At 73.0% G+C, this 17088-nt stretch carries 17 protein-coding genes; 8 read left to right on the forward strand and 9 right to left on the reverse strand.

Annotated features, from left to right (window positions below):
• Nucleotides 1-57: 57 nt before the first annotated feature.
• From ACIP93_RS03210 to pdhA, 3 genes are read right to left on the reverse strand one after another with little or no spacing between them, the layout of a single operon-like run.
• Nucleotides 58-1524: a dihydrolipoamide acetyltransferase family protein gene (locus tag ACIP93_RS03210; protein ID WP_401755082.1), complete on the reverse strand. Its 1467-nt coding sequence runs from the start codon at nt 1522-1524 to the stop codon at nt 58-60.
• Nucleotides 1525-1526: 2 nt separating this feature from the next.
• Nucleotides 1527-2552, reverse strand: a complete 1026-nt coding sequence (locus ACIP93_RS03215) for an alpha-ketoacid dehydrogenase subunit beta (protein ID WP_345221018.1) — start codon at nt 2550-2552, stop codon at nt 1527-1529.
• Nucleotides 2549-3694, reverse strand: coding sequence for a pyruvate dehydrogenase (acetyl-transferring) E1 component subunit alpha (gene pdhA, locus ACIP93_RS03220; protein ID WP_345221015.1), 1146 nt, complete (start codon nt 3692-3694; stop codon nt 2549-2551). The genes ACIP93_RS03215 and pdhA overlap by 4 nt, the downstream gene beginning before the upstream one ends.
• A gap of 227 nt (nt 3695-3921) precedes the next feature.
• Here pdhA and ACIP93_RS03225 point away from each other — a divergent pair, with 227 nt between their 5' ends.
• Nucleotides 3922-4542 (forward strand): Lrp/AsnC family transcriptional regulator, encoded by a 621-nt coding sequence (locus tag ACIP93_RS03225; protein WP_401755087.1) that lies wholly within the window; start codon nt 3922-3924, stop codon nt 4540-4542.
• Nucleotides 4543-4637: 95 nt separating this feature from the next.
• Here ACIP93_RS03225 and ACIP93_RS03230 read toward each other — a convergent pair whose 3' ends face one another.
• Both ACIP93_RS03230 and ACIP93_RS03235 read right to left on the reverse strand, forming a co-directional pair.
• Nucleotides 4638-5246 (reverse strand): TetR/AcrR family transcriptional regulator, encoded by a 609-nt coding sequence (locus ACIP93_RS03230; protein WP_345221011.1) that lies wholly within the window; start codon nt 5244-5246, stop codon nt 4638-4640.
• Entirely contained in the window at nt 5243-6796 is a 1554-nt protein-coding gene (locus ACIP93_RS03235; protein WP_401755090.1) for a 3-hydroxyacyl-CoA dehydrogenase, read from the reverse strand. Before ACIP93_RS03235 ends, ACIP93_RS03230 begins: the two co-directional genes overlap by 4 nt.
• 203 nt (nt 6797-6999) lie before the next feature.
• On the opposite strand from ACIP93_RS03235, the gene paaN reads away from it, so the two are divergent.
• Nucleotides 7000-8724 carry a phenylacetic acid degradation protein PaaN gene (paaN, locus tag ACIP93_RS03240; RefSeq protein ID WP_401755093.1) on the forward strand — a complete coding sequence of 575 codons (1725 nt, stop codon included), beginning with the start codon at nt 7000-7002 and terminating at the stop codon, nt 8722-8724.
• An 84-nt stretch (nt 8725-8808) separates the two neighbouring features.
• Here the strand turns inward: paaN and ACIP93_RS03245 are convergent, their stop codons facing one another.
• From ACIP93_RS03245 to ACIP93_RS03255, 3 genes are read right to left on the reverse strand one after another with little or no spacing between them, the layout of a single operon-like run.
• Nucleotides 8809-9501: a TrmH family RNA methyltransferase gene (locus ACIP93_RS03245; RefSeq protein ID WP_401755643.1), complete on the reverse strand. Its 693-nt coding sequence runs from the start codon at nt 9499-9501 to the stop codon at nt 8809-8811.
• A gap of 20 nt (nt 9502-9521) precedes the next feature.
• Complete coding sequence (locus ACIP93_RS03250; RefSeq protein WP_401755096.1) at nt 9522-10745, reverse strand: HTTM domain-containing protein; 1224 nt, start codon at nt 10743-10745, stop codon at nt 9522-9524.
• Nucleotides 10742-11590: a DUF5819 family protein gene (locus ACIP93_RS03255; RefSeq protein ID WP_401755099.1), complete on the reverse strand. Its 849-nt coding sequence runs from the start codon at nt 11588-11590 to the stop codon at nt 10742-10744. Before ACIP93_RS03255 ends, ACIP93_RS03250 begins: the two co-directional genes overlap by 4 nt.
• Before the next feature lie 120 nt (nt 11591-11710).
• Here ACIP93_RS03255 and paaA point away from each other — a divergent pair, with 120 nt between their 5' ends.
• The 6 genes from paaA to ACIP93_RS03285 all read left to right on the forward strand — a co-directional run bounded on the left by paaA (nt 11711) and on the right by ACIP93_RS03285 (nt 16601).
• Nucleotides 11711-12706 (forward strand): 1,2-phenylacetyl-CoA epoxidase subunit PaaA, encoded by a 996-nt coding sequence (gene paaA / locus ACIP93_RS03260; RefSeq protein WP_401755102.1) that lies wholly within the window; start codon nt 11711-11713, stop codon nt 12704-12706.
• Nucleotides 12703-13017 carry a 1,2-phenylacetyl-CoA epoxidase subunit PaaB gene (gene paaB, locus ACIP93_RS03265; RefSeq protein ID WP_345220996.1) on the forward strand — a complete coding sequence of 105 codons (315 nt, stop codon included), beginning with the start codon at nt 12703-12705 and terminating at the stop codon, nt 13015-13017. The genes paaA and paaB overlap by 4 nt, the downstream gene beginning before the upstream one ends.
• Nucleotides 13014-13730 (forward strand): 1,2-phenylacetyl-CoA epoxidase subunit PaaC, encoded by a 717-nt coding sequence (paaC, locus tag ACIP93_RS03270; protein ID WP_401755105.1) that lies wholly within the window; start codon nt 13014-13016, stop codon nt 13728-13730. Before paaB ends, paaC begins: the two co-directional genes overlap by 4 nt.
• On the forward strand, nt 13724-14290 hold the full coding sequence (paaD, locus tag ACIP93_RS03275; protein ID WP_401755108.1) for a 1,2-phenylacetyl-CoA epoxidase subunit PaaD: 567 nt from the start codon (nt 13724-13726) through the stop codon (nt 14288-14290). Before paaC ends, paaD begins: the two co-directional genes overlap by 7 nt.
• Nucleotides 14291-15355 (forward strand): 2Fe-2S iron-sulfur cluster-binding protein, encoded by a 1065-nt coding sequence (locus tag ACIP93_RS03280; protein ID WP_345220989.1) that lies wholly within the window; start codon nt 14291-14293, stop codon nt 15353-15355.
• A gap of 109 nt (nt 15356-15464) precedes the next feature.
• On the forward strand, nt 15465-16601 hold the full coding sequence (locus tag ACIP93_RS03285) for an acyl-CoA dehydrogenase family protein (RefSeq protein WP_401755112.1): 1137 nt from the start codon (nt 15465-15467) through the stop codon (nt 16599-16601).
• A 132-nt stretch (nt 16602-16733) separates the two neighbouring features.
• Here the strand turns inward: ACIP93_RS03285 and ACIP93_RS03290 are convergent, their stop codons facing one another.
• Complete coding sequence (locus ACIP93_RS03290) at nt 16734-17078, reverse strand: rhodanese-like domain-containing protein (protein WP_345220984.1); 345 nt, start codon at nt 17076-17078, stop codon at nt 16734-16736.
• Between the last annotated feature and the right edge of the window lie 10 nt (nt 17079-17088).

A 17088-nucleotide genomic window follows, 5' to 3' on the forward strand; every position in this document is an offset into this window, starting at 1 on the left:
TGGCCGGGCCCCGCGGCCGTCGTCGGCGAGGGGGCCCGGCCCGGGGCCGATGGCGTGTCAGAGAGTGCGCAGCAGCAGTGCCGGGTGCTCGACGCAGTCGGCGACATACCGCAGGAAGCCGCCCGCGGTGCCGCCGTCGCAGACCCGGTGGTCGAAGGTCAGCGAGAGCTGGACGACCTGGCGCACCGCCAACTGGCCCTCGTGCACCCACGGCTTGGGCACGATGCGGCCGACGCCGAGCATGGCCGCCTCGGGATGGTTGATGATCGGCGTGGAGCCGTCGACGCCGAACACCCCGTAGTTGTTGAGGGTGAAGGTGCCGCCGGTGAGCTGGGCGGGGGTGAGCCTGCCCTCCCGGGCCGCGTCGGTGAGGCGGACGAGCTCCTCGCCCAGGGACTCCACGCTGCGGGTGTGCGCGTCGCGGACGACCGGGACGACGAGTCCGCGCTCGGTCTGGGCGGCGAAGCCCAGGTGCACCTCGGAGAGCCGGACGATCTCGCGGGCCTCGGTGTCCACGGTGGAGTTCAGCTCGGGGAAGCGGGCCAGGGCGGCCGTGCAGACGCGGGCGAGGAGGGCCAGCACGGACACCTTGGGCCCGTTGCCGACGCTGTTCATCGCGGCGCGGGCGGCCATCAGCTCGGTCGCGTCGGCGTCCACCCAGCAGGTGGCGTCGGGTATCTCGCGGCGGCTGCGGGACAGCTTGTCGGCGACGGCTCCGCGTACCCCCTTGAGGGGGACCCGGACGGCGGACGCGGCGGACGGGGACGGGGCGGGCGCGGCTGCCGCAGCGGCGGAAGCCGTGGCGGGGGCGGCGGGACCCGGGCGGACGGCAGCGGTCGTCCCACCGGCGGCGGGCGCACGGAGGGCCTGCTCCACGTCGCCGCGCAGGATGAGCCCGTCGGGTCCCGAGCCGCTCAACTGCCGCAGATCGAGTCCGTTCTCGCGCGCCAGCCGACGTACGAGAGGAGAGATCACCGGCACGGGACCTCCGCCCCTGCCGGTGGGAGCGGGCGCACCGGCAGGAGCCACCGGAACAGCGGAAGGGGCGGCGGCAGCCGGGACCGCCGGGGCCTGCGGAGCCACGGGCTGCGCCTCACCCGCCCCCCGCGCCCCGGCCCGCACCCGGCGCCGGCGCGCCGCAGGGGCCGTCGTGCCGTACCCCACCAGCACGTTCCCCGACCCGGACCCGGAGGCAGCGCCCGAGCCGTTCGCGGCGGGGGCACCGTCCGAGCCGTTCACGGCAGGGGCACCGTCCGAGGCGTCCGCGCCCACCGCCACGGTCAGCAGCGGCGAGCCGACGGGCAGTTCCGTCCCCTCCTCGCCGAAGCGCGCGGTGACCACGCCCCCGTACGGGCACGGCACCTCGACCATCGCCTTGGCCGTCTCGACCTCGACCACCGGCTGGTCGACGGCGACGACGTCGCCGACCCGCACCAGCCAGCGCACGATCTCCGCCTCGGTCAGTCCCTCGCCGAGGTCCGGCAGCCTGAACTCCAGACTCGCCATTCCAGAAGCCTGTGCCATCGTCAGTCCTCCCACTGGAGCCGCGCGACCGCGTCCAGCACCCGGTCCACGCCGGGCAGGTGGTGGCGCTCCAGCATCGGCGGCGGGTACGGCACGTCCAGCCCGGCGACGCGCAGTACCGGAGCCTCCAGGTGGTGGAAGCAGCGCTCGGTGATCCGGGCGGCGATCTCGCCGCCGGGTCCGCCGAAACCGGGCGACTCGTGCACGACGACCGCGCGCCCGGTGCGCCGCACGGAGGCGGCCACCGTCTCGTCGTCGAAGGGCACGAGGGAGCGCAGGTCGACGACCTCCAGGTCCCAGCCCTCCGCCGTCGCGGCCTCGGCGGCCTCCAGGCACACCGGCAGGGACGGCCCGTAGGTGATGAGGGTGGCGCTGCGGCCGGGGCGGCGGACGACGGCCCTGCCCGTCGGGGCGACGGCGGTCGGTGCGTCCGGCGACCAGTCGGCCTTGGACCAGTAGAGCCGCTTGGGCTCCAGGAAGACGACCGGGTCGTCGGAGGCGATGGCCTCGCGGAGCATCCCGTAGGCGTCCTCGACGGTCGCCGGGGTGACGACGTGCAGGCCGGGGGTGGCCATGTAGTACGCCTCGGAGGAGTCGCTGTGGTGTTCGACGCCGCCGATGCCCCCGCCGTACGGAATCCGGATCGTCAGGGGCATGGGGAGTGCGCCGCGCGTCCGGTTGCGCATTTTGGCGACGTGGCTGGCGAGCTGCTCGAACGCCGGGTAGGCGAACGCGTCGAACTGCATCTCCACGACGGGCCGCAGCCCGTACATCGCCATGCCGACCGCCGCGCCGAGGATGCCGGCCTCGGCGAGCGGGGTGTCCGTGCAGCGGTCCTCGCCGAACTCCTTGACCAGGCCGTCGGTGATGCGGAAGACGCCGCCGAGCGCGCCGACGTCCTCGCCCATGACGTGCACGGTCGGGTCCTCGGCCATCGCGTCGCGCAGGGCGCGCTGGAGGGCCTGCGCCATGCTCGCGGGCTTCGCGGCGGCCTTCGCCGCGCCGCGGGCCACGGTGGTGCTGCTCATCGCCCGTCCTCCACGTCTGCTTCCGCTTCCAGCTCGGCCCGCAACTGTGCCTCCTGCTCGCGCAGTTGCCCGGTGCGCTCTGCGTAGACGTGGGTGAACAGGTCCATCGGGTCGAGCACCGGGTCCGCGTTCATCCGGGCCCGCAGGTCGGCGGCCATGGCCTCGGCGGCCTCCGCGGCCTCCCGTACGCCGTCCTCGTCCAACAGGCCGCGGGCGGTCAGCTCCCGCTCCAGCAGGGCGATCGGGTCGTGGTCGCGCCAGGCGTCGACCTCGGCGTCGCCGCGGTAGCGGGTGGCGTCGTCGGCGTTGGTGTGGGCCTCCATGCGGTACGTGATCGCCTCGACCAGCGTCGGGCCGCCGCCGCGCCGGGCGCGCTCCACGGCCTCGCCGAGCACCTGGTGCAGGGCGGCCGCGTCGTTGCCGTCGACCAGGCGGCCCGGCATTCCGTATCCGACGGCCTTGTGCGCCAGGGAGGGGGCGGCGGTCTGCTTGGCGAGAGGGACGGAGATGGCGAAGCCGTTGTTCTGCACGAGGAAGACGACCGGCGCCTGCCACACGGCGGCGAAGTTCAGCGCCTCGTGGAAGTCGCCCTCGCTGGTGCCCCCGTCGCCGACCATGGCCAGCGCGACCACGTCGTCGCCCTTGAGGCGGGCGGCGTGCGCGAGGCCGACCGCGTGCGGCAGTTGGGTGGCGAGCGGCGTGCACAGGGGCGCGATGCGGGCTTCGCGCGGGTCGTACCCGGTGTGCCAGTCGCCGCGCAGCAGGGTGAGCGCCTGCACGGGGTCCAGGCCGCGGGCCACGACGGCGAGGGTGTCGCGGTACGAGGGGAAGAGCCAGTCCTGCTCCTGGAGCACCAGCGCGGCGGCGACCTCGCAGGCCTCCTGGCCGGTGCTGGAGGGGTACACGGCGAGACGGCCCTGCCGGGTGAGCGCCGTGGCCTGCGCGTTGTACCTGCGGCCGCGCACCAGTTCGGCGTACAGCCGGCGCAGCAGGGCGGGGTCGGCCCCGGCGGCGGCCCCGGTGCCGAGCACGCGGTACGGCGACGCGTCGGGGAGCAGCGGAGCGGGGTCGGTACGCGGCTGCCAGGCCGGGGGCGGGCTGGGCCGGTAGGCCGTACTGCCCGGCATCTCTTGAATCGTCACGACGAACACCTCCTCGTGGGAGCGGTGTGGACATGCCGCCCCGGCGGGTACAGGACCCACAGGACGGAAAGGACAGGTCCAGGAGGGCGCCGGAATGTGGCGCGTCTCACCTACCGATTGTTCGGTCGTGGGTGCAGTTTGGCTACAGGCGGCATCAGCCTGTGGACAAACGGTTCTGCGCAGCCTGGGATGGGGACAGTACGTCCATGGCGGGGAAGCGGGGGGACATGGCAGCTGAACAAATGGCCGGATCGGGTGACGGGGTTTCCCGGGACGCGGGGGATGTCCACAGGAACCGCGCCCGGGACCTGCCGCCCGCCGCCCCCCGGGACGAGCAGCTCGCCGGCGCCCGGGGCCCGTCGCCCGCCCTCACCGGGGACCGGCCGCCCGCCCGCCCGCTGGACGCCATCGACCGCGACATCCTGCACATGCTCCAGACCGACGGCCGGGCCTCGATACGGTCCGTCGCCGAGCGCGTCCACGTCTCGCGGGCGAACGCCTACGCCCGCATCAACCGGCTCATCGACGACGGCGTCATCCGGGGCTTCAGCGCCCGCGTCGACCACGAGAGAGCAGGCCAGGGCGCCTCCGCGTACATCACCCTCAAGATCGTCCAGAACTCCTGGCGGACCGTCCGCGAACAGCTCCAGGCGCTGCCGGGCGCCGCGCACATAGCGCTGGTCAGCGGCGATTTCGACGTCCTGCTGCTGGTGCACACCCCGGACAACCGCACCCTGCGCGAACTGGTCCTGACGAAGATCCAGTCCATCCCGGAGGTGCTCAGCACGCGCACCCTGCTGGTCTTCGAGGAGACCGGCCTGGACCCGCAGCGCCCGGCCCAGGACTGAGGCCCCGCCCCAGGGCTGAGGGGCCCGGCCCAGGACTGAGGGGCCCGGGTGCCGGGCGCGTCCCGCACCCCGGCGCCGGGCGCGCCCCACGCCGCTCAGCCCGTGCGCAGCCCGTCGAAGGCCATCCGTACCACCGTGTCCACCAGCTGCTCCTGCTCCGCGCCCCCGTCGGGATGCGGCCGGTACCACTCCACCAGCGAGTTGATCATCCCGAAGAGCAGCCGGGTGGCCAGCCGGATGTCCACGTCCGCCCGCAGATCGCCGTCGGCGGCGGCGGCCTTCAGCAGATCGGCCACCCGCTGGTCGAACTCGCGCCGGCGCTCCAGCGCCCACCGCTCCGTCTGCGTGTTGCCGCGCACCCGCAGGAGGAGGGTCACGTACGGCAGTTCCGCCATCAGCACCTCGACGGTGCGCCGCGTGACGTGCTCGACGCGCTCGATGGCCCGCCCGCGCTGCGCCCGCGGCTCCTCCAGGGCGGCGAAAAGCCCGTCCAGCGCCCGGCTGACCGCCCGCCGCAGCAGTTCCTCCTTGCCCGCGACGTGGTGGTAGATGGACGACTTGGAGATGCCCGCCGCCTTGGAGAGGTGCTCCATGGAGGTGCCGTCGTAGCCGCGCTCGTTGAAGACGTTCACCGCCACGGCCAGCAGCGTCTCCGGGGTGTACGTGTCCCGCTTGGCCGCGGTCGGCCGGTCCGTGGTGGTCATCCGGTGCTCTCCTGTGCGGCGGCGTCCGCCCGGCCGGCGGCCTCGGACGCGGACGCCTGGTCGGCGTACCCCTGCCGGTAGTGCGCGAGCGAAGGGGCGTAGCGCCCGGTGGGGCAGCGCTGGTGCATCGCGGTGAGCAGGTCGAAGGTCCAGTCGGCGGTCAGTTCGCGGCCCCATTCCAGCGGTCCGCGCGGGTAGTTGACGCCCAGGCGCATCGCGGTGTCGATGTCACCGGCACTGGCGACGCCCTTGGCCACGGCGTCCAGCGCGAGGTCCACGAGCATCGCGACGGTGCGCGCGACGATCATGCCGGGAACGTCGCCGATGACGCTGACGTCCTTGCCGAGCGCCTGGAAGAGCCCGATCGCCTCGTTGAGGGTCTCCTCGGAGACGTCGTCGGACGCGGCGAGGGCGATGCGGGTGGCGGCCCGGTAGTCCAGTGCCAGGTCGAAGTAGACGACGTCGTCGTACTCCACCGAGGTGTGCCCGTCGACGGGGGCGAGCTGGCCGCCGCCGGGGAGGCCGATGTACGGGCCGCCGGAGGCCAGTTCCGTGACCTCGATGCCGTCCGTCTCCCGGAGCATCGCGAGCACCTCGGCCGCCGGCCCGAAGTCACCGGCGACGGTGACCCGCGCGGGCGGCCGCGCCGGCGGCGCGGTGTGCGGCGCGGGCCCGGCGCCGTTCTCTCCGTACGGGAACCAGCCGTGCCCGGACTTGCGGCCGAGCCGGCCGGACTCGACCAGGCGGCGCTGCGGCAGCGCCGGCACGAACTTCGGGCTCTGGTGGAACGCCTCCCACACCGAGCGGGAGACGGCCTCGTTGACGTCCTGGCCGATCAGGTCGGTCAGCTCGAAGGGGCCCATCCTGAAGCCGCCGGACTCACGCAGCACGGCGTCGATGGTGGCGGGGTCGGCGGCCTGCTCCTCGTACACCGCGAAGGCCTCGGCGTAGAAGGGCCGGGCGATCCGGTTGACCAGGAAACCGGGGGTGTCGGCGCAGCGCACCGGGGTCTTCCCCCAGGCGAGCGCGGTGTCGTAGGCGCGCGTGGCGGCGTCCGCGTCCGTGGCGAAGCCGCTGACGACCTCCACGAGGGGGAGCAGGGGCGCGGGATTGAAGAAGTGCATGCCCACGAAGCGCCCCGGATGCTTCAACGCGCCCGCGACGGCGGTCACCGACAGCGAGGAGGTGTTGGTGGCCAGCAGACAGTCGGGGGAGACGAGTTCCTCCAGCGACCGGAACACCTGCTGCTTGACCTCCAGACGCTCCACGATCGCCTCGACGACGAGGGCGGCTCCGGAGAGGTCCCGCAGGTCGTGGGCGGGGTGCAGCCGCTCCAGGGCGGCATCGGCGTCGGCGCGCGCCAGCTTCCCCTTCTCCACCAGCCGCTCCACCCGGGAGCGTACGGAGGCGTCCGCGGCGGTGGTGCGCCCGGCGTCGACGTCGAAGAGCCGGACGGGGTGTCCGGCGAGGAGGGCGACCTGGGCGATGCCCTGGCCCATGGTCCCGGCCCCGACGACGGCGACGGTGCGGGAGCGCTCGATTGCTGTCATGCGGCCCATCCTCCAGGACGGTTGTCCACAGGTTCACGCCGGTCCCGTGAACCGGTCGTCCACAGGTTCATGTCGGCCCCCTTGTCCCGACCGATCGTTCGGTTACTCTAACCGTGTCCGACCGTCACGGCCCAGCCCGAGCCCGCCCGGAGCTCAGCCGGTGCCCATCACGAGCCCATCTCGACGAGGAGTTGGTCCGCGCAATGCAGTCGCCGCAGACGCCGTCACAGTCGCCGCAGAAGCTGACGCAGCTGACCGAGACCCACCGGCCCACACTCGACCAGGCCCTCGACGCGATCCGCACGCGCGCCTACTGGTCCCCGCACCCCGAGCACCCCAAGGCGTACGGCGAGAGCGCGGCGGCCGACGGTCTCGCCGCGTTCGAGGCACTGAAGAACACCCGCTTCGACCTCGGCGGCCAGCCGGGCACGGACGGCTGGGTGGGCGGCTCCGCCGCCGACGGCGGCGAGGTCTCCCCGTACGGTCCGGAGCTGGGCGTCTCCTACCCGCACGCCGACCTCGACGTCCTGCTGCCCGCCCTGCGCGCGGGCATGGGCGCCTGGCGCGACGCGGGGCCCGAGGCGCGCGCCGTGGTCTGTCTGGAGATCCTGGCCCGGATCAACGCCCGCACGCACGAGTTCGCGCACGCGGTGATGCACACCAGCGGCCAGGCGTTCATGATGGCGCTCCAGGCGGGCGGCCCGCACGCCCAGGACCGCGGCCTGGAGGCGGTGGCGTACGCCTACGCCGAGCAGACCCGGGTGCCCGCGTCGGCCGACTGGTCGAAGCCGCAGGGCAAGCGCGACCCGCTGAACCTGGCGAAGTCCTTCACGGCCGTCCCGCGCGGCGTCGCCCTGCTCATCGGCTGCAACACCTTCCCCACCTGGAACGGCTACCCGGGCCTCTTCGCCTCCCTGGCCACCGGCAACCCGGTCCTGGTCAAGCCGCACCCGCGCGCGGTGCTCCCGCTCGCGATGACGGTCAAGGCCGCCCGCGAGGTCCTCGCGGAGGCGGGCTTCGACCCCAACCTGGTGGCGCTGGCCGCCGAGCGTCCCGGCGAGGGCATCGCCAAGACGCTCGCCACCCGCCCCGAGATCAAGATCATCGACTACACCGGGTCCAGCGAGTTCGGCGACTGGCTGGAGGCCAACGCCCGGCAGGCGCAGGTCTACACGGAGAAGGCCGGCGTCAACACGGTCGTCGTCGACTCCACCGGCGACTACCAGGGCATGCTCGCCAACCTGGCGTTCTCGCTGTCCCTCTACAGCGGCCAGATGTGCACCACTCCGCAGAACCTGCTGATCCCCCGGGGCGGCATCACCACCGACGCGGGCCCCAAGTCGTACGACGAGGTGGTCGGCGACCTCGCGAAGTCGGTCGGCGGCCTGCTCGGCGACGACGCCCGGGCGAACGCCCTGCTGGGCGCGCTGGTCAACCCGGACGTGAAGGCCCGCCTGGAGGCGGCGGCCGGCCTCGGCGAGGTCGCCCTGCCGTCCCGGGAGGTCACCCACCCGGACTTCCCCGGGGCCACGGTCCGTACGCCCGTCATCGTCAAGCTGGACGGCGCGAAGCCGGACGACCAGGCCGCGTACCTCTCGGAGTGCTTCGGCCCGGTGTCCTTCGCCGTCGCCGTGGACTCCACGGCCGACGCCGTCGAACTGCTGCGCCGTACCGTCCGCGACAAGGGCGCCATGACGGTCGGCGCGTACACGACGTCCGACGAGGTGGAGCGGGCCGTGGAGGAGGTCTGCCTGGAGGAGTCCGCGCAGCTCTCGCTGAACCTCACGGGCGGGGTGTACGTCAACCAGACCGCCGCGTTCTCGGACTTCCACGGTTCCGGCGGCAACCCGGCCGCGAACGCCGCACTGTGCGACGGCGCGTTCGTGGCCAACCGCTTCCGGACGGTGGAGGTGCGCCGCCAGGCCTGACGGCGGCGTACGCACCGGAAAACCGAACGCCGTGGTTCGCGCCCCCCAACGCGGACCACGGCGTTCCCGGTGCGCCCCGTCGGGTCAGGACGGTCCCGGCACGTCCGCGTACCGCTGCACCCAGGCGTGCATCGCGATGGCCGCGGCCGCCCCCGCGTTGATCGACCGCGTCGACCCGAACTGCGCGATCGAGCAGACCATCGACGCGTGCGCCCGCGCCTGCTCGGTGAGCCCCGGCCCCTCCTGCCCGAACAGCAGCACGCACCGCTTCGGCAGCACCGTCCGCTCCAGCGGGACCGCCCCCGGCAGGTTGTCGATGCCGATGATCGGGACGTCCTCGGCGGCCGCCCACGCGGTCAGCGACGCGGTGTCCGGGTGGTGGCGCACATGCTGGTAGCGGTCGGTGACCATGGCCCCGCGCCGGTTCCAGCGCCGCCGCCCCACGATGTGGACCTCCTTGGCGAGGAAGGCGTTGGCGGTGCGCACCACGGAGCCGATGTTGAAGTCGTGGCCCCAGTTCTCCACGGCGACGTGGAAGTCGTGCCGCCGGGTGTCCAGGTCGGCGACGATCGCCTCCCGCGTCCAGTACCGGTACGGGTCGACGACGTTGCGCCGGTCGCCGTGCGCCAGCAGCTCGGGGTCGTAGCGCTCGCCCTCGGGCCAGGGCCCGGGGTGCGGGCCGACGCCGATCCCGTCGCCGAAGCCGTCGTCGTACTGGACCGGCTCGTACGGGACCGGCTCGTACGGGACCGGCTCGTCCTGGGCGGGCTCGCCCACGCTGCTGTCGTTCTCGCTGCTCACCCCACGAGCGTACGGGGCTGCTCCACGGCCTCGGGACGCCGCTGGGGGCGGCGCTTGCGCGAGGGGGCGAGCACCCGGTCCCGCAGCCGGCCGGCCCGTCCGCCCAGCCACAGCAGGAACACCGTCGGCAGGAACACCGCGTCCGCGGCGATCATCGCCAGCGAGAAGAACGGCAGCCCCAGCAGCACCGCGATGCTCGCGTGCTCCAGGATCATCAGCACCAGCAGGACGTTCTTCACGCGCCGGTTGAAGAGCGTGAACGGGAAGGCGACCTGCACGATCACCGTTCCGTACGTCACCAGCATGACCATCGTGCCGTGCGCGGCGAGCTGCTCGGACAGCCACGGCCAGGGCGTGAAGTAGTCCAGGTGCAGGGGGTAGTGGACCGCGGTGCCGTCCTGCCAGCGCGAGCCCTGCACCTTGTACCAGCCGGCCGTCGCGTAGACGAAGCAGACCTCGACCATGATGATCAGCAGACCGGCGTTGTGGACAAGGTTGGCCAGGACGTCCAGCAGGCGTCGCGGCTCACCGTCCGCCCGGCGGCACGCGGCCCACCACAGCAGGTGCGCGAGCAGCAGCGCCCAGAACACCAGCGCCCAGCCCCAGCTCAGCAGCCCCATGACGGTGACCGCGGCGAGGGCCGCGCCGAGCACCGCCCACAGCACGGGCCCCACCCGGTCCCGTACGGCGGCGGCGACGGCACCGCCCGCGTCCCGCACCCGGCGCGCGTCCAGCGACCACACCCGGCCGCAGCGCGTGAGCACCAGGTACATCGCCATCAGGTGGATGACGTTGTCGCCGCCGTCGCCCATGAAGACGCTGCGGTTCATCAGCGACAGCACGCCGATCATGAACAGCACGGACATCGTCCGGGTGCGCCAGCCGACCAGCAACAGGGCGCTGGAGACGATCGCGAGGACGTACACGAACTCGAACCACAGGGTGCTGCTCGTCCACATCAGCACGGTGAACGCGCCGTTGTCGGCGATGAGCTGCTGCCCCATGTCCCAGCCCCAGGGGCCGTCGGGTCCGTACAGCTCGTGCCGGTGGGGCAGTTCGCGCAGCAGGAACAGCAGCCAGGTCCCGGAGAACCCGATGCGCACGATCGCCGTCTGGTACGGGCCGAGGGCCGTGGCGGTGACGCGCTGGAGACCCCGCAGGAGCGACTGCCGCACCCGGGCGGGCAGCGGCCTGGCGAGGAACGGGCCGACGGCGCTCACCTGGTCACTCCCGCCTCGTCGGCGACCTTCGTCAGGTCGGCGCGCGTCACCGTCCACCAGGGCAGCGTCCGGTACACGGGCTTGGTGGAGATCTTCTCCGTGCTCCACGGCGGCGGCTTCACCGAGGTCGTGGAGGAGCGGACCTGGATGCGCACCACCCGGCCGCCCATGTCGAGCTCGGACATCCGCTCCAGCACGATGCGCCGCACGTAACGTGCGGAAACGTCCCCGCGCATGCCCAGTGACTCGTTCTTGTCGTTGTGCCAGTTGGTGTAGAAGTCCCAGCCGCGACGCAGTTCGTTCTGGGTGGTGTGGCTGGGCAGGAGGCTGCCGCGGATCTGCTCGGCGTCCTTGGCGGAGAAGTCGATCCACTCCGTGATGCGCCACTGGCCGCTCTCGGTCTGGATCTGGGCGCGGGACTGGACGGCGACGTTCTGCTGCAGCGGGTTGGGGGCGAAGAGCTTCCAGTTCTGCTCGAACTCGGGGTTGATCCAGGCGCTGACGGCCTCGCCGTGCTCCTTGGAGAGCGTGTTCGACGGTGCGATGTGCAGGAACACCGCGCCGAGGTGGACGAGTGCGGTCACGCCGGCCAGGGCGAGGACGAGGGCCGCGACGATCCGGGACGGAAGGGAGAGCCCCGCGATGCCGGGGATCTCCACGGGCGCCTCGGGGGGCGGCGCGGCGGCCTCCGCCGGATTCTCGGCGGCGTCCGTGGTCGGGCCGTCGTCCGGGGTCGGGTCGGCATCCGGGGCCTTGGCGTCGTCCGGGGCCGGGCCGGCGGCCGGGGCCTTGACGTCGCCCCGGGCCCTGTCGTCGCCCCGGGCCTTGTCGTCGTACGAATCCATCCCGCCCCGATCAGACGCGTCGGCCAGTTGTCCACAGAGGTTGACACCCTACGGGCCGTCGCTCCACCATTGAAGCCAACGAACCGAACGATCGGTCGGTAGGTGGCACAGGGGGCCAGGATGACGGCAGTGACGGAAGGGCAGACCCACCCCGCGGCAGAGGGGCGGGCGGGAACGGCTCCGGACCCGCAGACGGTGTTCGACGCGGCCGTCGCCGCGGACGAGCGCATCGAACCGCGCGACTGGATGCCGGACGCCTACCGCGCCTCCCTGGTCCGCCAGATCGCCCAGCACGCGCACTCCGAGATCATCGGCATGCAGCCCGAGGCCAACTGGATCACCCGCGCCCCCTCCCTGCGCCGCAAGGCCATCCTCATGGCCAAGGTCCAGGACGAGGCCGGCCACGGCCTGTACCTCTACAGCGCCGCCGAGACCCTCGGCACCAGCCGCGAGGAGCTCCTCGACAAACTGCACGCGGGCCGCCAGAAGTACTCCTCGATCTTCAACTACCCCACCCTGACCTGGGCCGACGTCGGCGCGATCGGCTGGCTGGTGGACGGCGCCGCGATCACCAACCAGGTCCCCATCTGCCGCTGCTCCTACGGGCCCTACGCCCGCGCGATGGTCCGCATCTGCAAGGAGGAGTCCTTCCACCAGCGCCAGGGCTTCGAGTCGCTCCTCGCCCTCTCCCGGGGCACCCCGGAGCAGCACGCCATGGCCCAGGATGCGGTGAACCGCTGGTGGTGGCCGTCGCTGATGATGTTCGGCCCGCCCGACGACGAGTCCTCGCACTCCGCGCAGTCCATGCAGTGGAAGATCAAGCGGCACTCCAACGACGAACTGCGCCAGCGCTTCGTCGACATCGCCGTCCCCCAGGCCGAAGCCCTCGGCCTCACCCTTCCCGACCCGGACCTGCGCTGGAACGAAGAACGCGGCCACCACGACTTCGGCGCCATCGACTGGGCCGAGTTCTGGGACGTCCTCAAGGGCAACGGGCCCTGCAACGACCAGCGCATCACCCAGCGCCGCCGCGCCCACGAAGAGGGCGCCTGGGTGCGGGACGCCGCCGCGGCACACGCAAGCAAGCACCGCCAGAACCAGGGGGAAGCCGCATGACCGGCCCGGACACGACCAGCACGGACCAGCACCACGACTGGCCGCTGTGGGAGGTGTTCGTGCGCTCCCGCCGCGGACTGTCCCACACCCACGCCGGCAGCCTGCACGCCCCGGACGCCGCCATGGCCCTGCGCAACGCCCGCGACCTCTACACCCGCAGGTCCGAAGGCGTCTCGATCTGGGTCGTGCCGTCCGCCGGGATCACCGCCTCGTCCCCCGACGAGAAGGACTCCTTCTTCGAGCCCTCCGGCGACAAGCCCTACCGCCACCCCACCTTCTACGCGATCCCGGACGGGGTGAAGCACCTGTGACCGCCGCCGTCCCGCGCACCGCGGCCCTCGCGCTGGGCGACGACGCCCTCGTCCTCTCGCACCGGCTGGGGGAGTGGGCGGGCCACGCCCCCGTCCTCGAAGAGGAAGTCGCCCTCGCCAACATCGCGCTCGACCTCCTCGGCCAGGCCCGCATCCTGCTCTCCCTCGTCGGCGACGAGGACGAACTCGCCTACCTCCGCGAGGAACGCGCCTTCCGCAACCTCCAGCTCGTCGAGCAGCCGAACGGCGACTTCGCCCACACCATCGCCCGCCAGTTGTTCTTCTCCACCTACCAGCACCTCCTGTACGACCGACTGGCCGCCGGAGAGGGCCCGTTCGCGCCCCTCGCGGCGAAGGCCGTCAAGGAGACCGAGTACCACCGCGACCACGCCGAGCAGTGGACGCTGCGCCTGGGCGACGGCACCGAGGAGAGCCACGGCCGGACACAGCGCGCGGTGGACGCCCTGTGGCGGTTCACCGGAGAGCCCTTCCAGCCGGTCGAGGGGCTGGAGGAGGTGCCGCCGCTGGAAGAGGAGTGGCTGGCCTCCGTCACCGCGGTACTGGAGCGGGCCACGCTGACCGTGCCCGAAGGCCCCCGCACCGGAGCCTGGACGGCGGGCGCGGGCCGGCAGGGCCTGCACACCGAACCCTTCGGCCGGATGATCGCCGAGATGCAGCACCTGCACCGCAGCCACCCGGGGGCGACATGGTGAAGGACCACGCGGCAGCAGGCGAGGACACCGCCCTGGAGGCCGAACTGCGCCGCCTGGCCGGCACGGTCCCCGACCCCGAACTGCCCGTCCTCACCCTGGCGGAGCTGGGCGTACTGCGCGCCGTGCACGTCACCGGACCCGGCCGCGTCGAGGTCGACCTCACCCCGACGTACACCGGCTGCCCCGCCGTCGAGGCGATGTCCGCCGACATCGAGCGGATCCTGCACGACAGCGGCGGCATGACCGAGGTCACCGTCCGCACGGTGCTCGCCCCGGCCTGGAGCACGGACGACATCAGCGCGGAAGGGCGGCGCAAGCTCGCCGCGTTCGGCATCGCACCGCCGCGCACGACGCGCGAGGTGAACGGCCCAGGTTCTGCGGGGTCGGGGGGTTCCGGGAGTCCCGGTTCCGGCCCGGTACCGCTGTCGCTCGCGATCCGCTGCCCGCACTGCGGCTCCATCGACACCGAACTGCTCAGCCGGTTCTCCTCCACCGCGTGCAAGGCACTGCGCCGCTGCGTGGCCTGCCGCGAACCCTTCGACCACTTCAAGGAGTTGTAGATGCCGTTCCACCCGCTCCGGGTCCGGGGCATCGAGCGGCTCACCGACGATGCGGTGGCCGTCACCCTCGCGGTGCCGCCCGAGCTGCGCGAGACCTTCCGGCACGTGCCCGGCCAGCACCTGGCACTGCGGCGGATCGTGGACGGACGGGAGATCAGGCGCACGTACTCGATCTGCGCCCCGGCGGCCGAGGCCCCGGACGAGCCGGTGCTGCGGGTCGGCATCCGGCTGGTCGACGGCGGCGCGTACTCGACGTACGCACTGAAGGAACTGCTGGTCGGGGACACCGTCGAGGCGATGCCGCCGACGGGGCGCTTCGTGCTGGAACCACGCGACGGGCACTTCGCCGCGATCGTCGGCGGCAGCGGCATCACCCCGGTGCTGTCGATCGCGACGACCCTGCTGACCCGACGCCCCCACGCCCGGTTCTGCCTGATCCGCAGCGACCGCACGGCGGCCTCCACGATGTTCCTGGAGGAGATCGCCGACCTCAAGGACCGCTTCCCCGACCGGTTCCAACTGGTCACGGCGCTGTCGAGGGAGGAGCAGCAGTCGGGTCTGCCGTCGGGGCGACTGGACGGGGACCGGCTGACGGAACTGCTCCCCGCGCTCCTGCCGGTCGCCGACATCGACGGCTGGTACCTGTGCGGGCCGCTCGGCCTGGTCGAGGGCGCCGAGCGCGCGCTGCGCGGACTCGGGGTCGGCCGGGACCGCATCCACGAGGAGGTCTTCCACGTCGACGACGGCGCGGCCGCCGCAGCACCGGCCGCGACCGTGCCGGCCGCGGTGGGCGGCACCCTGACCGCGACCCTCGACGGGCGCTCCGGGACCTGGCCGGTGCAGGACGGCGAATCGCTGCTGGAGACCGTACTGCGGGCGCGGGCCGACGCTCCGTACGCCTGCAAGGGCGGGGTGTGCGGGACCTGCCGGGCGTTCCTGGTGCGCGGTGAGGTGCGCATGGACCGCAATTACGCGCTGGAGGAGGAAGAGACGGCCGCGGGCTACGTGCTGGCCTGCCAGTCCCGTCCGGCCACCGGGGAAGTGGAGCTGGACTTCGACCGCTGAACGTACGGCGCCCCGCGCCCGCCGCCATTCCCTTCCCGTAGAACGTGTTCTATCTTGACGCTCCGTCAGATGTTGGCGTTCCGCGAGCACGGGCACGGAGGGCAGGGCAGTGGACTTCACCTTCACCGAGGAACAACAGGCGGCCGCCGAGGCGGCACGGGCGGTCTTCGCCAACGTGGCGCCGGACGCGACACCGAGCCCGGCGCTCACCACGGGCGCCGTCGCCGACGACTTCGACCGCCCGCTGTGGGCGAAGCTGGCCGCCGCCGACCTGCTGAGCCTGCTCCTGGCGAAGGAGCACGGCGGCGCCGGCCTGGACCCGCTCGCCCTCTGCCTGGTCCTGCGCGAAGCGGCGAAAGTGCTGGCCCGGGTGCCGCTGCTGGAGACGAGCGCGGTGGCCCTGACCGTACAGCGGTACGGGGACAAGGAGCTGGCGGACGAACTGCTGCCCCGGGCCGGACGCGGCGAGCTGGTCCTCACCGCCGCCGCCCACGGGCGCACCGGCCACGAAGGAGCCGAACTCGCCGTCACGGCACGCCAGTCGGACGGCTCCGGGTGGACCCTGGACGGCGTCCAGACGGCGGTGCCCTGGGCCCGGCACGCCGACCACATCGCGGTGCCCGCGCACACCGAGGACGGACGCACGGTCCTCGCGCTGATCCCCCGCGACCGCACCGGCACCACCCTCGCCGACCAGGTCTCCACCAACGGCGAACTCCTCGCCGAGGTCCGCCTGGACGCCGTGCCCGCGACCGCACACGAGGTGATCACCGACCCGGCGGCCTGGGAGCGGCTGCACGCCCTGCTCACCACCGGAACCTGCGCGCAGGCACTGGGCCTGGGCGAACGCGTCCTGGAGATGACGGCCGCCTACACCTCGCAGCGCGAACAGTTCGGCTTCCCCGTCGCGACGTTCCAGGCGGTCGCCGTGCAGGCCGCCGACCGGTACATCGACCTGCGCGCCATGGAGGCCACCCTCTGGCAGGCCGCCTGGCGGCTGAGCTGTGACGCGGACGGGGCGCTGCCCCTGGCGGGAGACGTGGCGGTGGCGAAGATCTGGGCCTGCGACGGCGTACGCCGCACCGTGCAGACCGCCCAGCACCTGCACGGCGGCTTCGGCGCGGACACCGACTACCCCCTGCACCGCTACCACGCATGGGCCAAACACCTGGAACTCAGCCTCGGCCCGGCCGCCGCCCACGAGGAAGCCCTGGGCGACCTGCTGGCGGCCCACCCGCTGGGGTAGCGCTCCGGGAACGGACCGGGCACCCGGCCGCCGGGCTCAGCGTCCAGGGAACGCCCCGGACACCCGGCCGCCGGGCTCAGCGTCCCGAAAACGGACCCGACACTTGTTCGCCGGGCCGACGGCCCGGGAACGTCACAGGACGAACGCGGGGGCGTCGCCCTCGGCGACCATCGGCCGGCCCGCCCCGTCCCACGCCAGCATGCCGCCCTCGATGTTCACCGCGTCGATGCCCTGCTGCACGAGGTACTGGGTGACCTGCGCCGAACGCCCGCCGACCCGGCACATCACATGGGCGCGGCGACCATCCGCCACCGCCTCGGTGACCTCGCCGAACCGGGCGACGAAATCGCTCATCGGAACGTGCAGCGCACCCTCGACGTGCCCGGCCGCCCACTCGTCGGCCTCCCGGACGTCCAGCACCAGGCCGTCGGCCGGCACCGACGCGACGTCCACCGAGGGCATGGAGGCGAAATTCATGGGGTCAAGC

Source organism: Streptomyces sp. NPDC088745 (assembly GCF_044751045.1).
Lineage (GTDB): Bacteria > Actinomycetota > Actinomycetes > Streptomycetales > Streptomycetaceae > Streptomyces > Streptomyces cremeus.

Bases quoted from the DNA above. Each gene is read 5' to 3' on its own strand.
- paaB (WP_345220996.1), top strand. From the start codon at position 12,703: ATGACCGGCCCGGACACGACCAGCACGGACCAGCACCACGACTGGCCG.
- ACIP93_RS03225 (WP_401755087.1), top strand. From the start codon at position 3,922: ATGGCAGCTGAACAAATGGCCGGATCGGGTGACGGGGTTTCCCGGGAC.
- paaN (WP_401755093.1), top strand. From the start codon at position 7,000: ATGCAGTCGCCGCAGACGCCGTCACAGTCGCCGCAGAAGCTGACGCAG.
- ACIP93_RS03290 (WP_345220984.1), bottom strand. From the start codon at position 17,078: ATGAATTTCGCCTCCATGCCCTCGGTGGACGTCGCGTCGGTGCCGGCC.
- paaA (WP_401755102.1), top strand. From the start codon at position 11,711: ATGACGGCAGTGACGGAAGGGCAGACCCACCCCGCGGCAGAGGGGCGG.
- ACIP93_RS03215 (WP_345221018.1), bottom strand. From the start codon at position 2,552: ATGAGCAGCACCACCGTGGCCCGCGGCGCGGCGAAGGCCGCCGCGAAG.
- ACIP93_RS03235 (WP_401755090.1), bottom strand. From the start codon at position 6,796: ATGACAGCAATCGAGCGCTCCCGCACCGTCGCCGTCGTCGGGGCCGGG.
- ACIP93_RS03230 (WP_345221011.1), bottom strand. From the start codon at position 5,246: ATGACCACCACGGACCGGCCGACCGCGGCCAAGCGGGACACGTACACC.
- ACIP93_RS03255 (WP_401755099.1), bottom strand. From the start codon at position 11,590: ATGGATTCGTACGACGACAAGGCCCGGGGCGACGACAGGGCCCGGGGC.
- ACIP93_RS03280 (WP_345220989.1), top strand. From the start codon at position 14,291: ATGCCGTTCCACCCGCTCCGGGTCCGGGGCATCGAGCGGCTCACCGAC.
- paaD (WP_401755108.1), top strand. From the start codon at position 13,724: ATGGTGAAGGACCACGCGGCAGCAGGCGAGGACACCGCCCTGGAGGCC.
- ACIP93_RS03210 (WP_401755082.1), bottom strand. From the start codon at position 1,524: ATGGCACAGGCTTCTGGAATGGCGAGTCTGGAGTTCAGGCTGCCGGAC.